This is a genomic window from Microbispora sp. ATCC PTA-5024 (assembly GCF_000511135.2).
GTDB classification, from domain to species: domain Bacteria; phylum Actinomycetota; class Actinomycetes; order Streptosporangiales; family Streptosporangiaceae; genus Microbispora; species Microbispora corallina.
This window is the reverse complement of the sequence record NZ_KI866526.1, coordinates 1-14,325: the sequence shown is the minus strand read 5'-3', so window position 1 is coordinate 14,325 and position 14,325 is coordinate 1. Positions and strand designations below refer to the sequence as shown.

Sequence of the window (14,325 nt, the reverse complement as noted above, 5' to 3'; positions counted from 1 at the left end):
GGGCGGCTACTCGGTCAGCTCGGCGCGGACCTGTTCGATGCGGGTCAGGACGCGGGCCCGGAGGTCCTCGGGCATCGGGTCGCAGCCGCAGTGCTTGGCCACGAGCCGCTTGACGGCCTCCTCGAGGCCGTACTCCTCGAGGCAGGGCCCGCACTCGTCGAGGTGCTGGCGGATCTCCGCGCACCGGCCGCTGTCGAGCTCGCCGTCCAGATAGGTGTAGACGCGGTCCAGGACCTCGCTACACGGCGTGTCGTGGTGTCTCCCGCAGCTCATGACCCCTCCTCACCGGGCGACTCGTCGAGGCCTCCGCCGCGGGAGTCCGGCCGCACGAGTCCGCGGTCGCGTGCGTAGTCCTGGAGTTGGTTCCGCAACTGCCGGCGTCCCCGGTGGAGGCGCGACATGACGGTCCCGATCGGAGTGCCCATGATCTCGGCGATCTCCTTGTACGGGAAGCCCTCCACGTCCGCCAGGTAGACGGCGATGCGGAACTCTTCCGGAAGAGCGGCGAGCGCGTCCTTCACGTCGCTGTCGGGAAGGTGCTCGAGCGCCTCGATCTCGGCGGACTTCAGCCCGCTCGAGGTGTGCGACTCGGCCCGCGCGAGCTGCCAGTCCTCGATCTCCTCGGTACCGGCCTGCTTGGGCTCCCGCTGCTTCTTCCGGTAGCTGTTGATGAAGGTGTTGGTGAGGATGCGGTAGAGCCAGGCCTTCAGGTTCGTTCCCGCCTGGAACTGGTGGAACGACGCGAAAGCCTTGGCGAAGGTCTCCTGCAGGAGGTCCTCCGCGTCGGCTGCGTTACGGGTCATCCGGAGCGCGGCCGAGTAGAGCTGGTCGAGATACGGCATGACGTCGCGCTCGAACCGCTCGCTGCGCTGCTCCAGAGTCTCCTCGACTGTCTTGGAGACCGGACCCACCCCCTTCGGAACGCCGTACCCAGCCGAGGATACCGGCCCGGGGACAGCGAACCCGTCGAGGGCTTCTGGCAGCACCAACGTCTTCACGCACATCTGCAACAGGGCGGGCGTAGAGTCTGTTCCCGGTGCAGTTTCAGGTGACGAACGACCCTGTGCGGGGAAAAAACCATGCACCGGCTGGTAGCCCGGAAACCGTGTTTTCGCTATCTCATGCGATCTTCCGAGATAGCCAGAGTCCAGGAGCCGCTCGTGCTGCCCATTCCGGCCAACGAACTCAACGGCTCGGGCACGCTCGGGCCGTACTGGACCTTCTACCACGCGGTGGTCGCCGAGCAGTTGCGCCAGTGGCTCCCCAAGCGTCCGTCCCTGCTGCTGGACCTGTCGGGCGGGCGCGGGCGCTGGCCCGCGCAGGCGGCCCGCGCGGGGCACCGGGTGATCGAGGTCATGGACTTCCGCCGGCCGGCCGACCCCTGGCTGCGCGACGCCTCCGACCGCATCCAGAAGGTGCGCGCCGACGACCTCGGGTTCCTGCCGGACGGCTCGGTCGACGGCGTCATCGCCGAGGAGCGGGCCCTGTCCGTGGAGATCATGGCCGAGTCGGTGATCGACGACGTGGCCCGCGTGCTGAAGCCGGGCGGCCGGGCCCTGCTGTGCGTCGACTCGCTGGTCCTCGGGATGGCGATCCTGGCCGAGCAGAACTACTGGGCGCACCTGTGCCAGACCGGCGAGGTCATGCTCATCCCCTGGCCGGACGGCAGCATCACGCGGTGCTTCACCAGCCAGCAGGTGCGCGAGCTGGTCACCGGCGCCGGGCTGGAGGTGGACTGGATCCGGCCACGGACCGTCCTGTCCCCCTCCACGGTCGACCACGTGCTCAGCTCGGAGAGCCGGTCGCTGTCGTGGCTCGTGCGGACCGAGCTGGAGACGCGGGCCGACGGCGACGACACGGTGGGCATCCACCTCGTGGCCGGCGTGCGAAAGCCCGAGTGAACGCCATCGCGGCGGCCCCCCGCCCCTCTACCTGCGCCGCTCCACGCGCGCCTGGCACTGCACGCAGCGGGCCGCCTCGGGGCGGGCCTCCAGCCTGCCCTCCGGGACCGGCCTGCCGCAGTCGACGCACTGGCCGTAGCCCCCGTCGTCGAGCCGTTTGAGCGCCGCGAGCACGGCCGTCCGCTGCCGCTTCGCGGCGTCGATCATCGCCTGGGTCCTGTCGGCGTCGGTGAGATCGGCGCCCGCGTCCGCGGCGGACCTGTCCTGAAGGGCGACCGGATCCCCCTTGAGCACGCCGATGGACCGGTCGAGCTCATGGAGCATGGTTTCCAGGCGCATACGCGCGGTCGCGTCGTCCACGAATCCGCACCTCCGGGAGTGGGGGGCACCCGCCGAGGAGCCCCGGCCTCCTGGCAGGTCAGCAGCCGTTCACGGGGCGTGAACCGCTTTGTTCACCGGATGCCCACTTCGCGACCTACTTACACCATTGGACTTTCACGAGGAGGACGCCGCGGCCTCTCCCTCGTCCTCGATCGGCTCGATCAGCTCGGGGCCGTTGTTGCGGACGTCGTTCACCGTGGTGGACACGGGGTAGACCGCGAGGCGGTCCGGCCCGGCGGGCACCAGGAGCCGCGCGGGGTCGGAGACCCGGGGGTCGAGCCACTCGCCCCAGTGGTCGCGCTCGATCATCATCGGCATGCGGTCGTGGATGCGGCCCAGTTTGTCCTCGGCCGTGGTGGTGATGACCGTGCAGGTGCACAACCACTTGAGCGGGTCGTCGTCGTCGCGGGCCGGGTCCTTCCAGAACTCGTACAGACCCGCCATCGCGAGCACACCGCCGTCGGCCGGGTGGATGAAGTAGGGCTGCTTCTTCTTGGACTCCAGCGTCATCCACTCGTAGTAGCCGTCGGCGGGCAGCAGGCAGCGACGCGACGCGAACGCCCTGCGGTAGGACGGCTTCTCGCCGACCGTCTCCACCCGCGCGTTGATCATGCGTGAGCCGACGGACGGATCCTTGGCCCAGCTCGGCACCAGGCCCCACCGGACCGTGCGCAGCTGCCGCACCGGCCGGCCGGCCGCCTTCCCGTCCTCGTCCTTCGGGACGCGGCACATCACGGCGTAGACGTTCTTGGTGGGGGCGACGTTGTAGTCGGGCCGGAGCTCGGAGTCGGGGACGCCGTCCAGCTCCACCTCGAACTCCTCCAGCAACTCCTGCTTCTTGCGCGCTGACGCGTACCTCCCGCACATGTCCTCAAGACTGCCATTTCCCCGCGGCCCGCGCGCCCCCGCGATCGGGACGCCCTACGGGAAGGGGCTGCCGATAAGCTTGTGGGCATGGCCTCTCCGCAGTCCGCGTCCGGCGGCGCCGAGCCCCGTGACGCCCACGCAGACGGTTCCGCCGGCGTCGCGCACTGGCCCGCGCCGGTCGCGTCCGGACCGGTCCGCGCGACCGTCCGGCTGCCGGGATCGAAGTCGGTGACCAACCGCGCGCTGCTGCTCGCCGCGCTGGCCGACGCCCCCGGCGCCGTACGGCTGGCCCTGCGCAGCCGCGACGCCGACCTCATGGCCGCCGCCCTGCGCGCGCTCGGCGCGGAGATGGCGCCCTCGAACGAGACGCCGTCCGGGGTGGACTGGGCGGTCACGCCCCATCCGGTCAGGGGCGGCGTGTCGGTCGACGTCGGCCTCGCCGGCACGGTCATGCGGTTCGTGCCGCCGGTCGCCGCGCTCGCCGACGGCCCGGTGTCCTTCGACGGCGACGCCCCCGCGCGCAAGCGGCCGATGGGCCCGATTCTGGGCGCGCTGCGCGCGCTCGGCGCGTCGGTCGACAACGACGCGCTGCCGTTCACGATCCGCGGCCCGGTCGCCGGCGGCGAGGTCGAGCTCGACGCCTCGGTCTCCTCACAGATGATCTCCGGTCTGCTGCTCGCGGCCGCGCGCTTCGACAAGGGCGTGACCGTACGGCACAGCGGGCCGCCCGTGCCGTCGATGCCGCACATCGAGATGACCGTGCACATGCTCCGCCAGGCCGGGGTCGAGGTCGACGACTCCGAGGCCGACGTGTGGCGGGTGCAGCCCGGGACGATCCGGGCCCGGAACGTCACGGTCGAGCCCGACCTGTCCAACGCCGCCCCCTTCCTGGCGGCCGCGCTCGTCACCGGGGGGACGGTCGTCGTCCCCGATTGGCCCGAGGAGACGACGCAGGGCGGCGACCAGTTGCGCCATCTGCTCGCCGAGATGGGCGCGTCGGTCACCCGGGTGCCCGGAGGGCTGCAGGTGACGGGCGCCGGCCGGGTGCGCGGCATCGAGGCCGACCTGCGCGACGTCAGCGAGCTGACCCCGACCGTCGCCGCGCTCGCCGCGCTGGCCGACGGGCCGTCGCGGATCAGCGGCGTGGCGCACATCCGGGGGCACGAGACCGACCGCATCACGGCGCTGGCCACCGAGATCAACCGTCTGGGCGGCGACGCCTCCGAGACCGACGACGGCCTCGTGATCCGTCCGCGGCCGCTGTCGGGCGGGGTGTTCCACAGCTACGCCGACCACCGGATGGCCACCGCGGGCGCCGTGATCGGCCTCGTCGTGCCGGGCGTCGAGGTGGAGGACATCGCGACCACGGGCAAGACCCTGCCGGAGTTCCCCCGCATGTGGGCCGAGATGCTGGGCAGCACCGGGTGACGGACGGCCGCCCGGTGGACCCGACGGCGATCCGCGCGCACGCGCGCGCGGGCGGCCACGCGAGACGATCGGGGCGCGGGCACTGAGAAAGCGGCAGTACGACGAGGACGACGTCAGGGTCAGACCGGGCAAGGGGTCCCGGCCCCGGACGCGGATCCGCCCTGCCCACAGTGAGGCGGTCGAGGGGTTCGTCGTCGCCGTCGACCGCGGCCGGTACACCTGCCTGGTGGGGCGCGACGAGGTGGCCCTGCCGTCGTCCGGGGGTGGCGGCCGGCGCGGGCGGGACGCCGAGCCTGTCCTCGTCGTCGCGATGAAGGCGCGCGAGCTGGGCCGTAAGGGCATCGTGGTCGGCGACCGGGTTGCGCTGGTCGGCGACGTGTCCGGACGGCCCGACACGCTGGCGCGGATCGTGCGGGTCGAGGAGCGCACCTCGATGCTGCGGCGCAGCGCGGACGACAACGACGAGGTCGAGCGGCCGGTCGTCGCCAACGCGCACCAGCTCGTCATCGTCACCGCGCTCGCCGATCCCCCGCCGCGCCCCCGGATGATCGACCGCCTGCTGGTCGCGGCCTTCGACGCGGACATCGAGTCGCTGCTGTGCCTCACCAAGTCGGACCTCGCGCCGGCGGACGAGCTGGTCGCCTTCTACGCGCCGCTCGGGGTGCCGTACGTCGTGGTGAGCAAGGGCGGCCCGCTGGACGAGCTGCGCGAGCGCCTGACCGGCCGGATCAGCGTCCTGGTCGGCCACTCCGGGGTCGGCAAGTCGACCCTGGTGAACTCCCTCGTGCCCAACGCGGGGCGGGCGGTGTCGCACGTCAACGCGGTGACGGGCCGGGGCAGGCACACCTCGACCTCGGCGGTGGCGCTGAGGCTGCCCGAGGGCGGCTGGATCATCGACACGCCGGGCGTGCGCAGCTTCGGGCTGGGCCACGTGGCGGTGGAGAACGTGCTCGTGGCCTTCCCCGACCTCAACGAGGCCGCGGTCGCCTGCCCGAAGGGCTGCACGCACCTGGGCGACGACTGCGCCCTCGACCGGTTCGTGGCCGAGGGGCACGCCGACCCCGCGCGGCTGGAGTCGCTGCGGCGGCTGCTGACCAGCCGCGAGGGGTCCGACGACGACTGACCCGGCTCAGCGGTTGGGCCGCAGGGTCCAGGAGACGACGACCTCCGAGACGACCACGCCGGCCGAGTCGCGGACCGCGACCTCCACCTCGAACTCGGGACGCCTCCCGTCGTCGAGCTCCGCGACGATCGCGGCGCGCTCGCCCCGCAGGACCGCCTCGGCCGTCACCTCGCCCCTGGCCAGCTTGACGTAGCGGATACGGGCCTCGGTCGCGAGCGGCACGGCCCGGGAGAGCTGGTCGCCGAGCGCCGACAGCATGGCCGCCCCGGAGGCCGACTCGGCAAGCGAGAACAGGGCCCCGGCGTGCGGTCCGCCCACGTGGTTGTGCAGATCCTCCCGGTCGGGCATGCGCGCGACGGCCGTACCGGAGTCGATCGAGTCGAACGAGATACCGAGCAGCCGCGCGAAGGGCACGCTGCCGAGCATGAAGGCGCCGATGTCCATGCCCGGATGTTACCGATCAGTACGGTCCGGGGCGATCCGGGCCTGATGCCGGAGGGGCCCGGCGCGATACCTTGGGGCCTGTGATGGGATACAGCGACGATCTGCGGCTCGCCCACGTGATGGCGGACGCCGCCGACGACATCACGATGCGCCGGTTCAAGGCCGTGGACCTGAAGGTCGACACCAAGCCCGATCTCACCCCGGTGAGCGACGCCGACCGGGCCGTCGAGGAGGCCATCCGCGGCACCCTGCGCCGCGCCCGCCCCCGCGACGCGATCATGGGCGAGGAGTACGGCATGACCGGGTACGGGATGCGGTCCTGGATCGTCGACCCCATCGACGGCACCAAGAACTACGTCCGCGGCGTCCCCGTCTGGGCGACGCTGATCGCCCTCATGGAACGCGGCAAGGTGGTCGTCGGCGTCGTGTCGGCCCCCGCGCTCGGACGCCGCTGGTGGGCCGCGAAGGACGGCGGTGCCTGGACCGGCCGCAGTCTGACCAAGGCCAGCCGCTGCCAGGTGTCGTCCGTCGGCCGGCTCGGCGACGCGTCCCTGTCGTACTCCGACCTGGAGGAGTGGGAGAAGGGCGACCGGCTCGACGGCTTCCTCGACCTCACCCGGGCGGTCTGGCGCAGCCGCGGGTACGGCGACTTCTGGTCCCATGTGCTGGTGGCCGAGGGCGCCGTCGACATCTCCGCCGAGCCCGAGCTGTCCCCGTGGGACATGGCCGCCCTCACCGTCATCGTGGAGGAGGCGGGGGGCGCCTGCACCGCGCTCGACGGCACGCCGCCCCTCGACGGCGGCAGCATCGTCTGCACGAACGGCCTGCTCCACGGCGAGGTGCTCAAGCGCCTGGCCCGCCCCTGAACGGCTCTCAGAGCGCGAGGACCTCGGAGGCCGCGGTGAGGAGACTGCCCCGGTAGGCCTCGCCGTACAGGCAGACGTGGACGGCGAGCGGGTGCATCTGGTGTAGCGGGACCCGCCCGCGCCAGCCGTCGGCGAGCGGCGCCGCCTCACGGTAGGCCCCGAGGATCGTGTTCAGGTGCGGCGCGCCGAACAGCGCGAGCATCGCGAGGTCGGTCTCCCGGTGGCCGCCGTGCGCGGCCGGGTCGACCAGCACCACGCGGCCGCCCGACCACAGCAGGTTGCCGCTCCACAGGTCCCCGTGGAGCCGGCTCGCCGGCTCCGGCGGCCCCGCGACCTCCGGCGCGTACACGCACGCCTCCTCGACCAGGGCGACGTCGCCGGGCGACAGCGCGCCGCGGTCGCGGGCGAGCCGGACGAACGGCAGCACCCGGCGGGAGACGTAGAACGACGGCCAATCGGGCGCGGGGGCGTTGTCCATCGGCAGCTCGGCGATCATCCCGGGCCACGGCGCCCCGAACTCCTCCGCCCCGGCGGCGTGCAGGGCGGCCAGCTCGCGCCCGAACCGCTCGGCGGCGTCCGCGGCGGCGCTCCCCGTGTCGATCCACTCCAGCACCAGCCGGTCGCCGTCCGCCTCGACCACCTCCGGGACGGCGACGGCCCCGGGCTCGGCGAGCCAGCGCAGCCCGGCAGCCTCCGCGGCGAAGTCGGCGCCCTGCTTCACGAACACCCTGCGGCCGTCGTCGAGCACGGCCTCGTGCAGGCTCCAGTCGTGGCTGCGGCCGAGGTCCCTAGTGATCCTCAAGGTGTTTCGCCAATCCCTCCGCGGCGGCCTCCACCATGCGGAGAACGTCGAGGAAGCCCTGCCGCCCACCGTAGTAGGGGTCGGGGACCTCGGCGCCCTCCGGCGCGGCCGGGTCGAAGGACCGGAACAGCCGCACGTCCGCGTCCGGGGGCGCGATGCGGCGGAGGGCGCGCAGGTTCTCCCGGTCCATCACGAGGATCAGGTCGCGCTCGGCGAACCACTCCGGCTCGAACCGCCGCGCCCGGTGAGCCGAGCCGTCGTAGCCGTGCTCGGTCAGCGTCGCCAGCGCCCGCTCGTCCATCGGCTCCCCCGCGTGCCACCCGCCGGTGCCCGCGCTGTCGACCTCGACGTCAAGGCCGCGATCGGCCAGCGTACGGCGCAGAACGATCTCGGCCATCGGTGACCGGCAGATGTTCCCCATGCAGACCAGACATACGCGCTTCATGAACCGATCCTCCCCCATAAGCGTCGTGACCTGGCCGTTATCTGTCTCACGCCCCAACGAGAGTGACCGTGGCCGTTCACCACTCGTTCACCTTTACCAGGGTTTGAGGTCACCTTTGCTCCTTACTGTCCCTGCTGTTGAAGTGACATAGGGGAGGAACAACCGTGAAGTATGCAGGCCGGCTCGCCGCCGTTGCCGCCATCGCCGGCGTGCTGTCGCTCGCCGCATGCGGGACCGACAACAACAACGACCCGGGGAACAGCACCTCGACCGCCGCCGCCCAGGGAGACGACAGCGGCCTGAAGGGCACCATCAACGCCGCCGGTTCGTCGGCCCAGGCGAACGCCATCGCGGAGTGGAAGAAGAACTTCCAGTCGCAGAACCCCGGCGTCAGCGTCAACTACCAGCCGAGCGGCTCCGGCGCCGGCGTCCAGTCCTTCATCCAGGGCACCGTGGCCTTCGCCGGCTCCGACTCCGCCCTCGACGACGCCAAGGGCGAGCCCGCCCAGGCCGACGCCCGCTGCAAGACCGGCAAGGCCATCGACCTGCCCATGGTCACCGGCCCCGTCGCCGTCGTCTACAACCTGCCGGGCGTGGACGGCCTCCAGCTGTCGCCGAAGACCATCGGCGGCATCTTCAACAGCAAGATCACCAAGTGGGACGACCCGGCCATCAAGGCGGACAACCCCAACGCCAAGCTGCCCTCGACCGCGATCCAGGCGTTCCACCGCTCGGACGAGTCGGGCACCAGCGCCAACTTCACCAACTTCCTCAAGGCGACCGCCGAGTGGCCGTACGAGCCCGCCAAGGCGTGGCCGGCCGAGGCCCAGGGCCAGGGCGCCAAGGGCTCCGACGGCATCGCCTCGGCGATCAAGAGCACCGAGGGCGCGGTCAGCTACGTCGAGCTGTCCTTCGCCGAGAACTCGCAGCTCCAGAAGGCCAAGGTCGCCAACGGCTCCGGCGAGTTCGTCGAGCTCACCCCGGACAGCGCCGCCAAGACCGTCGAGGCCGCCCAGATCGTCGGCACCGGCAACGACCTCAAGCTGAAGATCGACTACGCCACCCAGGCCGCGGGCGCCTACCCGATCGTCCTGGTGACCTACGAGATCACCTGTGAGAAGGGCCTGTCGGCCGACGACTCGAAGCTGGTGAAGTCGTTCCTGACCTACACCGCCAGCGACGAGGGCCAGCAGGCGCTGACCACCCTCGGCTACGCCCCGCTGCCGGCCAGCCTCCTCACCAAGGTCCGCACCGCCGTCGAGGCCATCTCCTAATCCAGATGGCGACATCACTCCACAGCAGGGAGAGCGGACCGGCCGTGCGCCGGTCCGCCTTCCGGCGCAGCCGCGGTGACGCGCCCTTCCGCTTCGTCTCGATCGCGGCCGGCGTCTTCCTGCTGGCGCTGATGGCCGCGATCGGGGTCTTCCTGGTCGTCAGGGCCGTCCCCGCCCTCCAGGCGAACACCTCCCACTTCCTGACCGAGCTGACCTGGCAACCGAACTCCGCGAAGCCGGTGTTCGGCATCGGGGCCCTCGCGTTCGGAACGGTGGTGAGCTCGCTCCTCGCGCTCGTCATCGCCACCCCCGTGGCGGTGGGCGTCGCGCTGTTCATCTCCCACTACGCGCCCCGCCGGCTCGCCTCGGTCCTGGGCTACGTGGTCGACCTGCTCGCCGCCGTCCCCAGCGTGGTGTACGGCTTGTGGGGCGTCACGTTCCTGGTGCCGTTCATGCTGGGGCCCTCGTCGTTCCTGAACGAGTACTTCGGCTGGATCCCGCTGTTCGGCGGCGACCAGGTGGTGGGCAGGAACATGCTCACCGCGTCGCTCGTACTCGCGATCATGATTCTCCCGATCATCGCCGCGATCTCCCGTGAGGTCTTCCTGCAGGCCCCCAAGATGCAGGAGGAGGCCGCGCTGGCGCTCGGCGCGACCCGCTGGGAGATGATCCGGATGTCGGTGCTGCCGTTCGGCCGGCCCGGCGTCATCAGCGCCGCGATGCTGGGCCTCGGCCGCGCGATGGGCGAGACCATCGCGGTCGCCCTCATCTTCCCGGCGACGTTCAACATCACCCTGCGCGTCCTCAGCCCGAACGGCAACAGCATCGCGGCCAACATCGCCAACGGCTTCGGCGAGGCGACCCCCATCGGCACCGGCGCGCTGATCGCCTCGGGTCTCGTCCTGTTCCTCATCACCCTGCTGGTGAACATGGGCGCCCGCTTCGTCATCGCCCGCCGCAAGGAGTACTCGAGGGCCGCCGCGTGACCGTACAGACCGGAATCCACTCCATCTCGGCCGCCAGGCGAGCCAAGGACAGATTCGTCCAGGTGCTCGTCTACCTGTCGTTCGCGCTGGCCGTCATCCCGCTGCTGTCCGTGCTGTGGCTCGTCGTCGGCAACGGTCTCAAGCGGTTCGACCTGACGTTCCTCACCCACTCGATGCGGAACATCGGCGCGACGGACCCCGGCGGCGGCGCCTACCACGCCATCATCGGCACCCTGGAGCAGGTGCTGCTCGCCTCGCTCATCGCCGTGCCGATCGGCCTGCTCACCGCCGTCTACCTCGTCGAGTACGGCAACGGCGGCCGGCTGTCGCGGATCATCAGCTTCTTCGTGGACGTCATGACCGGCGTCCCCTCCGTCGTTTCCGGCCTGTTCATCCTGGCGTTCTGGATCCTCATCCTCGGCATGACGTACTCCGGCTTCGCCGGTGCGCTGGCGCTGTCGATCCTGATGATGCCGGTGGTCGTCCGGTCCGCGGAGGAGATGCTGCGCCTCGTCCCGCACGAGCTGCGCGAGGCGTCGTACGCGCTGGGCGTGCCCAAGTGGCGCACCATCGTCAAGGTCGTGCTGCCCACCGCCTTCACCGGCATCGTCACCGGCGTCATGCTCGCCGTCGCCCGCGTGGCCGGCGAGACCGCGCCGCTGCTCCTCACCGTCTTCATCACGGACTCCATCAACACCGACCCGTTCGACGGGCCGCAGATGGGTCTGCCTCTGTACGTCTTCGATCAGGCGCAGCGCCCGACGAACACCGCCATCGACCGCGCCTGGACCGGCGCCCTCACGCTGATCCTGATCGTCATGCTGCTCAACCTGGTGGCGCGCCTCATCGCGTGGTGGCGTTCGCCCGCCAAGAGGGGGTCCTAGACAATGGCCAAGCAGATCGAGGTCTCCGAGCTCGACGCCTACTACGGCTCGCACAAGGCCATCGAGGGCATCTCGATGACGATCGAGCCCCGCTCGGTCACCGCGTTCATCGGGCCCTCCGGCTGTGGCAAGTCCACGTTCCTGCGTACGCTCAACCGCATGCACGAGGTCATCCCCGGCGCCCGCGTCGAGGGAAAGGTGCGGCTCGAGGACCAGGACCTCTACGGCCAGGACGTCGACCCCGTGTCGGTCCGCCGGACCATCGGCATGGTGTTCCAGCGGCCCAACCCGTTCCCCACGATGTCGATCTTCGACAACGTGGCGGCCGGGCTCCGGCTCAACGGCCGGTTCAGCCGGTCGGAGCTGGAGGGCGTCGTCGAGGACTCCCTCAAGGGCGCCAACCTCTGGAACGAGGTCAAGGACCGGCTCGGCAAGCCCGGCGCCGGCCTCTCCGGCGGTCAGCAGCAGCGCCTGTGCATCGCGCGGGCCATCGCCGTACAGCCGCAGGTCCTGCTGATGGACGAGCCCTGCTCGGCGCTCGACCCCATCTCCACGCTGGCGATCGAGGACCTGATCTCCAAGCTGAAGCAGGAGTACACGATCGTCATCGTGACCCACAACATGCAGCAGGCCGCGCGGGTCAGCGACAAGACCGCGTTCTTCAACCTGGCGGCCCAGGGTCAGCCCGGCAAGCTCGTCGAGATGGACGAGACCTCGAAGATCTTCACCAATCCTGCCGAGAAGGCGACCGAGGACTACATCACAGGGCGCTTCGGCTGACACGCGCATTGGAGGACCCGGGTGACGGCACCCGCAGTGGAGGGGGACACTCGGTCGGCGCCCATGCTCCTGGTGGCCGATCCGGACGCCGGTCTCGTACGGCAGCTCTCGGCCGCTCTGCAGGCCGAAGGAGTCGACGTGACCGGCGTGCCGGACGGCGCCCAGGCGCTGCTCCAGGCCGGAGCGCTCCGGCCCGACGCCGTGCTGATCAGCGCGTCCCTGCCGATCGTCGGCCCCGTCGACTTCGTGCGCGCCGTACGGCTCGCACGAACCGTGCCGGTGCTGCTCGGCATTGATTTCGGGAGTGATGCCGAGCAGGCGCTGCAGGCCCTGGAGGCGGGGGCGACCGCCTGCGTCGCCCGGCCGTACCGGGTGCCGGAGCTGCTGCCCCTGGTCCAGGCCGCCTTCCGCCGGCAGGACGCGAACCGCACCGTGCTGACCATCGGCGACGTCGAGCTCGACGTCACGGCGTACCAGGTGAAGGTCGGCGGGCGCGTCGTCCACCTGCCGCTGCGCGAGTTCGAGCTGCTGCACTACCTGATGCGCAACGCGGACAGGACGGTCACCCGCGAGCAGATCATGCGGAACGTGTGGCACTCGAGCGACGGCATGTCGACGAACACCATCGCGGTCCACGTGAAGCGGCTGCGGGCCAGGCTCGGCGACCTCGACGACGCGGTGATCCAGACGGTTCGCGGAGTCGGGTACCGCCTCATCTCCGGCTGACCACGGTCGGCGGCGTCAGGGGGCGTCCACGGGCGGCGTCCACGGGCGGCGGGCGTCCTCGGCCGGGGGCCGGGGCGGCGTCGGGAGGAGCGTCAGCGGGTCCGGAGGACCTCCAGGCCGAGCCACCGGGCGAGGTCCTCGATCTCGCGGCCGACCTCCTCCGTCATCGCCGCGGTGAAGGGCACATCCTCGTGGATCGCCTCGACCCGCAGCACCCCGCCCTTACGGTCCGCCTTCGCGTCGAGCTTCCCCACCAGCCGGTCGCCGTACAGGATCGGCAGCGCGAAATATCCCCACCGGCGCTTCGCCGCGGGCTTGTACATCTCCAGCTGGTAGTCGAACTCGAAGAGCTCGACCGTGCGCCTGCGGTCATGGACCAGCCGGTCGAACGGCGACAGCAACGCAGCCCGGCCATCGAAGGGCAGGCCCAGCTGCGACGGATCGACGCGCCACGTGCCCTTCACCCCCTCGACGACCGCCGGCTCTCCGGCATCGCCCACGTCCGCCGGCTCGACAGGCACCTCCTGCGTCCGGGCGCGGGCGATCCCGAGCGAGCGGAGTCTTCGCTCGTTCCGGATGCGCAGCGCCTCGTCGACCGGGACCACCGGGTCGTCGGGATAGACCCGCTCCGCCAGGTCCCACAACCGCTCAAGGCCACTGCGGCCGGCGATGGCAACCTCGCCCCGCAGCGCCATGAACTCCAGCAACTGCGTCACATTGCGGTCGTTCGTCCACCCGGTCGACGTCCACGGCACCGCACAGGTGTCCGGCAGCTCTCGCGACGGCAACGGCCCGGACGCCCCGAGCCGTGCGAGAATGTCCAGGCGGCACGCCTCGTTGGCGCGCACCCAGTCCCGTCGGTGTTCCTGCCATCCGGTCAGCGTGCCGGCCCCCGGCCACTCGGCCATCTGGCCGCGGTACAGCGCCATATCCTCCGCAGGCCGGATCAGCGCCTTGAACTCGATCAGCTCCCGCTTCTCCAGCGCCGTCGTAAGGTCCGCCGGCCTGTACGACGATCCGAGCCGGCTCCACGCCACCAGATCCACGTTCGGCGCGACGGCCGCCGTCGGGTCGAGCTGCAACAGTGTCAGATGACGCACCACGTCGAGCAGCGCAGCCGGTCGCGAGCTGTCGAGCAACTGCGCGCGCACAGCGATCCGGCGCGCCTCGGTACGCGAAAGCTCATGGACGGTCACCCCCCGAGGGTAGACGGCCGCTCATCCGTTCAAAAAGCGATGTCCGGTCGTTTGTTGATCCGCGTTGTGCTGTGTTGCATCCGCGGCCGAGACGAATGGGCGGGTGGTCCTTGTGCCGGTGGCGACACCGTGTTCGTTGTGCGGGGCGCCGGGGTGGTGGTTGTGCGGAGGGGCGAGGTGCTGGTTTGCGCGGAGGCGCTGGGTGATGGTTGTGCGGAGGGA

At 71.1% G+C, this 14,325-nt stretch carries 18 protein-coding genes; 9 read left to right on the top strand and 9 right to left on the bottom strand.

All coding sequences use genetic code 11. From position 1 onward, the window contains the following. Nucleotides 1-6: 6 nt before the first annotated feature. Together rsrA and MPTA5024_RS30805 are read right to left on the bottom strand one after the other, a co-directional pair. On the bottom strand, nt 7-273 hold the full coding sequence (gene rsrA / locus MPTA5024_RS30810) for a mycothiol system anti-sigma-R factor (RefSeq protein WP_036331130.1): 267 nt from the start codon (nt 271-273) through the stop codon (nt 7-9). Then, complete coding sequence (locus MPTA5024_RS30805; protein WP_084370151.1) at nt 270-911, bottom strand: sigma-70 family RNA polymerase sigma factor; 642 nt, start codon at nt 909-911, stop codon at nt 270-272. Before MPTA5024_RS30805 ends, rsrA begins: the two co-directional genes overlap by 4 nt. Nucleotides 912-1,160: 249 nt before the next feature. Here MPTA5024_RS30805 and MPTA5024_RS30800 point away from each other — a divergent pair, with 249 nt between their 5' ends. Next, the gene (locus MPTA5024_RS30800; protein ID WP_036331128.1) at nt 1,161-1,901 is read left to right on the top strand and encodes a class I SAM-dependent methyltransferase; all 741 of its coding nucleotides are present in this window, start codon (nt 1,161-1,163) and stop codon (nt 1,899-1,901) included. Nucleotides 1,902-1,928: 27 nt separating this feature from the next. On the opposite strand, the gene MPTA5024_RS30795 is transcribed toward MPTA5024_RS30800, so the two are convergent. Then, entirely contained in the window at nt 1,929-2,261 is a 333-nt protein-coding gene (locus MPTA5024_RS30795) for a TraR/DksA family transcriptional regulator (RefSeq protein ID WP_036331126.1), read from the bottom strand. Nucleotides 2,262-2,396: 135 nt separating this feature from the next. Continuing rightward, nucleotides 2,397-3,149, bottom strand: coding sequence for an SOS response-associated peptidase (locus tag MPTA5024_RS30790; protein ID WP_036331124.1), 753 nt, complete (start codon nt 3,147-3,149; stop codon nt 2,397-2,399). Between the two features lie 87 nt (nt 3,150-3,236). On the opposite strand from MPTA5024_RS30790, the gene aroA reads away from it, so the two are divergent. Continuing rightward, nucleotides 3,237-4,577 (top strand): 3-phosphoshikimate 1-carboxyvinyltransferase, encoded by a 1,341-nt coding sequence (aroA, locus tag MPTA5024_RS30785; RefSeq protein WP_051458896.1) that lies wholly within the window; start codon nt 3,237-3,239, stop codon nt 4,575-4,577. Nucleotides 4,578-4,659: 82 nt separating this feature from the next. Further along, the gene (gene rsgA, locus MPTA5024_RS30780; protein WP_036331123.1) at nt 4,660-5,700 is read left to right on the top strand and encodes a ribosome small subunit-dependent GTPase A; all 1,041 of its coding nucleotides are present in this window, start codon (nt 4,660-4,662) and stop codon (nt 5,698-5,700) included. A gap of 6 nt (nt 5,701-5,706) precedes the next feature. Here the strand turns inward: rsgA and MPTA5024_RS30775 are convergent, their stop codons facing one another. After that, nucleotides 5,707-6,144, bottom strand: coding sequence for a DUF4442 domain-containing protein (locus MPTA5024_RS30775; RefSeq protein ID WP_036331121.1), 438 nt, complete (start codon nt 6,142-6,144; stop codon nt 5,707-5,709). Between the two features lie 83 nt (nt 6,145-6,227). Between MPTA5024_RS30775 and hisN the strand changes: the two genes are divergently transcribed. After that, complete coding sequence (hisN, locus tag MPTA5024_RS30770; protein ID WP_036331119.1) at nt 6,228-7,010, top strand: histidinol-phosphatase; 783 nt, start codon at nt 6,228-6,230, stop codon at nt 7,008-7,010. Between the two features lie 7 nt (nt 7,011-7,017). Here the strand turns inward: hisN and MPTA5024_RS30765 are convergent, their stop codons facing one another. Both MPTA5024_RS30765 and MPTA5024_RS30760 read right to left on the bottom strand, forming a co-directional pair. Further along, the gene (locus MPTA5024_RS30765; protein WP_036331117.1) at nt 7,018-7,812 is read right to left on the bottom strand and encodes a fructosamine kinase family protein; all 795 of its coding nucleotides are present in this window, start codon (nt 7,810-7,812) and stop codon (nt 7,018-7,020) included. Further along, the gene (locus MPTA5024_RS30760; RefSeq protein WP_036331961.1) at nt 7,799-8,257 is read right to left on the bottom strand and encodes a low molecular weight protein-tyrosine-phosphatase; all 459 of its coding nucleotides are present in this window, start codon (nt 8,255-8,257) and stop codon (nt 7,799-7,801) included. Before MPTA5024_RS30760 ends, MPTA5024_RS30765 begins: the two co-directional genes overlap by 14 nt. A gap of 164 nt (nt 8,258-8,421) precedes the next feature. Between MPTA5024_RS30760 and pstS the strand changes: the two genes are divergently transcribed. Genes pstS through MPTA5024_RS30735 form a run of 5 tightly spaced genes read left to right on the top strand, consistent with a single transcriptional unit; the run spans nt 8,422 to nt 12,907 of the window. After that, nucleotides 8,422-9,531 carry a phosphate ABC transporter substrate-binding protein PstS gene (gene pstS, locus MPTA5024_RS30755; RefSeq protein ID WP_036331115.1) on the top strand — a complete coding sequence of 370 codons (1,110 nt, stop codon included), beginning with the start codon at nt 8,422-8,424 and terminating at the stop codon, nt 9,529-9,531. 5 nt (nt 9,532-9,536) lie between these two features. Further along, nucleotides 9,537-10,517: a phosphate ABC transporter permease subunit PstC gene (gene pstC / locus MPTA5024_RS30750; RefSeq protein WP_036331114.1), complete on the top strand. Its 981-nt coding sequence runs from the start codon at nt 9,537-9,539 to the stop codon at nt 10,515-10,517. Then, nucleotides 10,514-11,401, top strand: a complete 888-nt coding sequence (pstA, locus tag MPTA5024_RS30745; RefSeq protein ID WP_036331112.1) for a phosphate ABC transporter permease PstA — start codon at nt 10,514-10,516, stop codon at nt 11,399-11,401. The genes pstC and pstA overlap by 4 nt, the downstream gene beginning before the upstream one ends. Before the next feature lie 3 nt (nt 11,402-11,404). Continuing rightward, nucleotides 11,405-12,181: a phosphate ABC transporter ATP-binding protein PstB gene (gene pstB / locus MPTA5024_RS30740; RefSeq protein ID WP_036331110.1), complete on the top strand. Its 777-nt coding sequence runs from the start codon at nt 11,405-11,407 to the stop codon at nt 12,179-12,181. Between the two features lie 21 nt (nt 12,182-12,202). Further along, nucleotides 12,203-12,907, top strand: a complete 705-nt coding sequence (locus tag MPTA5024_RS30735; RefSeq protein WP_232326718.1) for a response regulator transcription factor — start codon at nt 12,203-12,205, stop codon at nt 12,905-12,907. Between the two features lie 92 nt (nt 12,908-12,999). Here MPTA5024_RS30735 and MPTA5024_RS30730 read toward each other — a convergent pair whose 3' ends face one another. Further along, on the bottom strand, nt 13,000-14,103 hold the full coding sequence (locus tag MPTA5024_RS30730) for a DNA glycosylase AlkZ-like family protein (RefSeq protein WP_036331105.1): 1,104 nt from the start codon (nt 14,101-14,103) through the stop codon (nt 13,000-13,002). Nucleotides 14,104-14,124: 21 nt separating this feature from the next. Beyond that, nucleotides 14,125-14,325 (bottom strand): hypothetical protein (locus MPTA5024_RS43970; protein WP_232326717.1); only part of this gene is annotated, 201 nt, incomplete at its 5' end.

Bases quoted from the DNA above. Each gene is read 5' to 3' on its own strand.
- hisN (WP_036331119.1), top strand. From the start codon at position 6,228: ATGGGATACAGCGACGATCTGCGGCTCGCCCACGTGATGGCGGACGCC.
- rsrA (WP_036331130.1), bottom strand. From the start codon at position 273: ATGAGCTGCGGGAGACACCACGACACGCCGTGTAGCGAGGTCCTGGAC.
- MPTA5024_RS30790 (WP_036331124.1), bottom strand. From the start codon at position 3,149: ATGTGCGGGAGGTACGCGTCAGCGCGCAAGAAGCAGGAGTTGCTGGAG.
- pstB (WP_036331110.1), top strand. From the start codon at position 11,405: ATGGCCAAGCAGATCGAGGTCTCCGAGCTCGACGCCTACTACGGCTCG.
- MPTA5024_RS30775 (WP_036331121.1), bottom strand. From the start codon at position 6,144: ATGGACATCGGCGCCTTCATGCTCGGCAGCGTGCCCTTCGCGCGGCTG.
- aroA (WP_051458896.1), top strand. From the start codon at position 3,237: ATGGCCTCTCCGCAGTCCGCGTCCGGCGGCGCCGAGCCCCGTGACGCC.
- MPTA5024_RS30760 (WP_036331961.1), bottom strand. From the start codon at position 8,257: ATGAAGCGCGTATGTCTGGTCTGCATGGGGAACATCTGCCGGTCACCG.
- pstC (WP_036331114.1), top strand. From the start codon at position 9,537: ATGGCGACATCACTCCACAGCAGGGAGAGCGGACCGGCCGTGCGCCGG.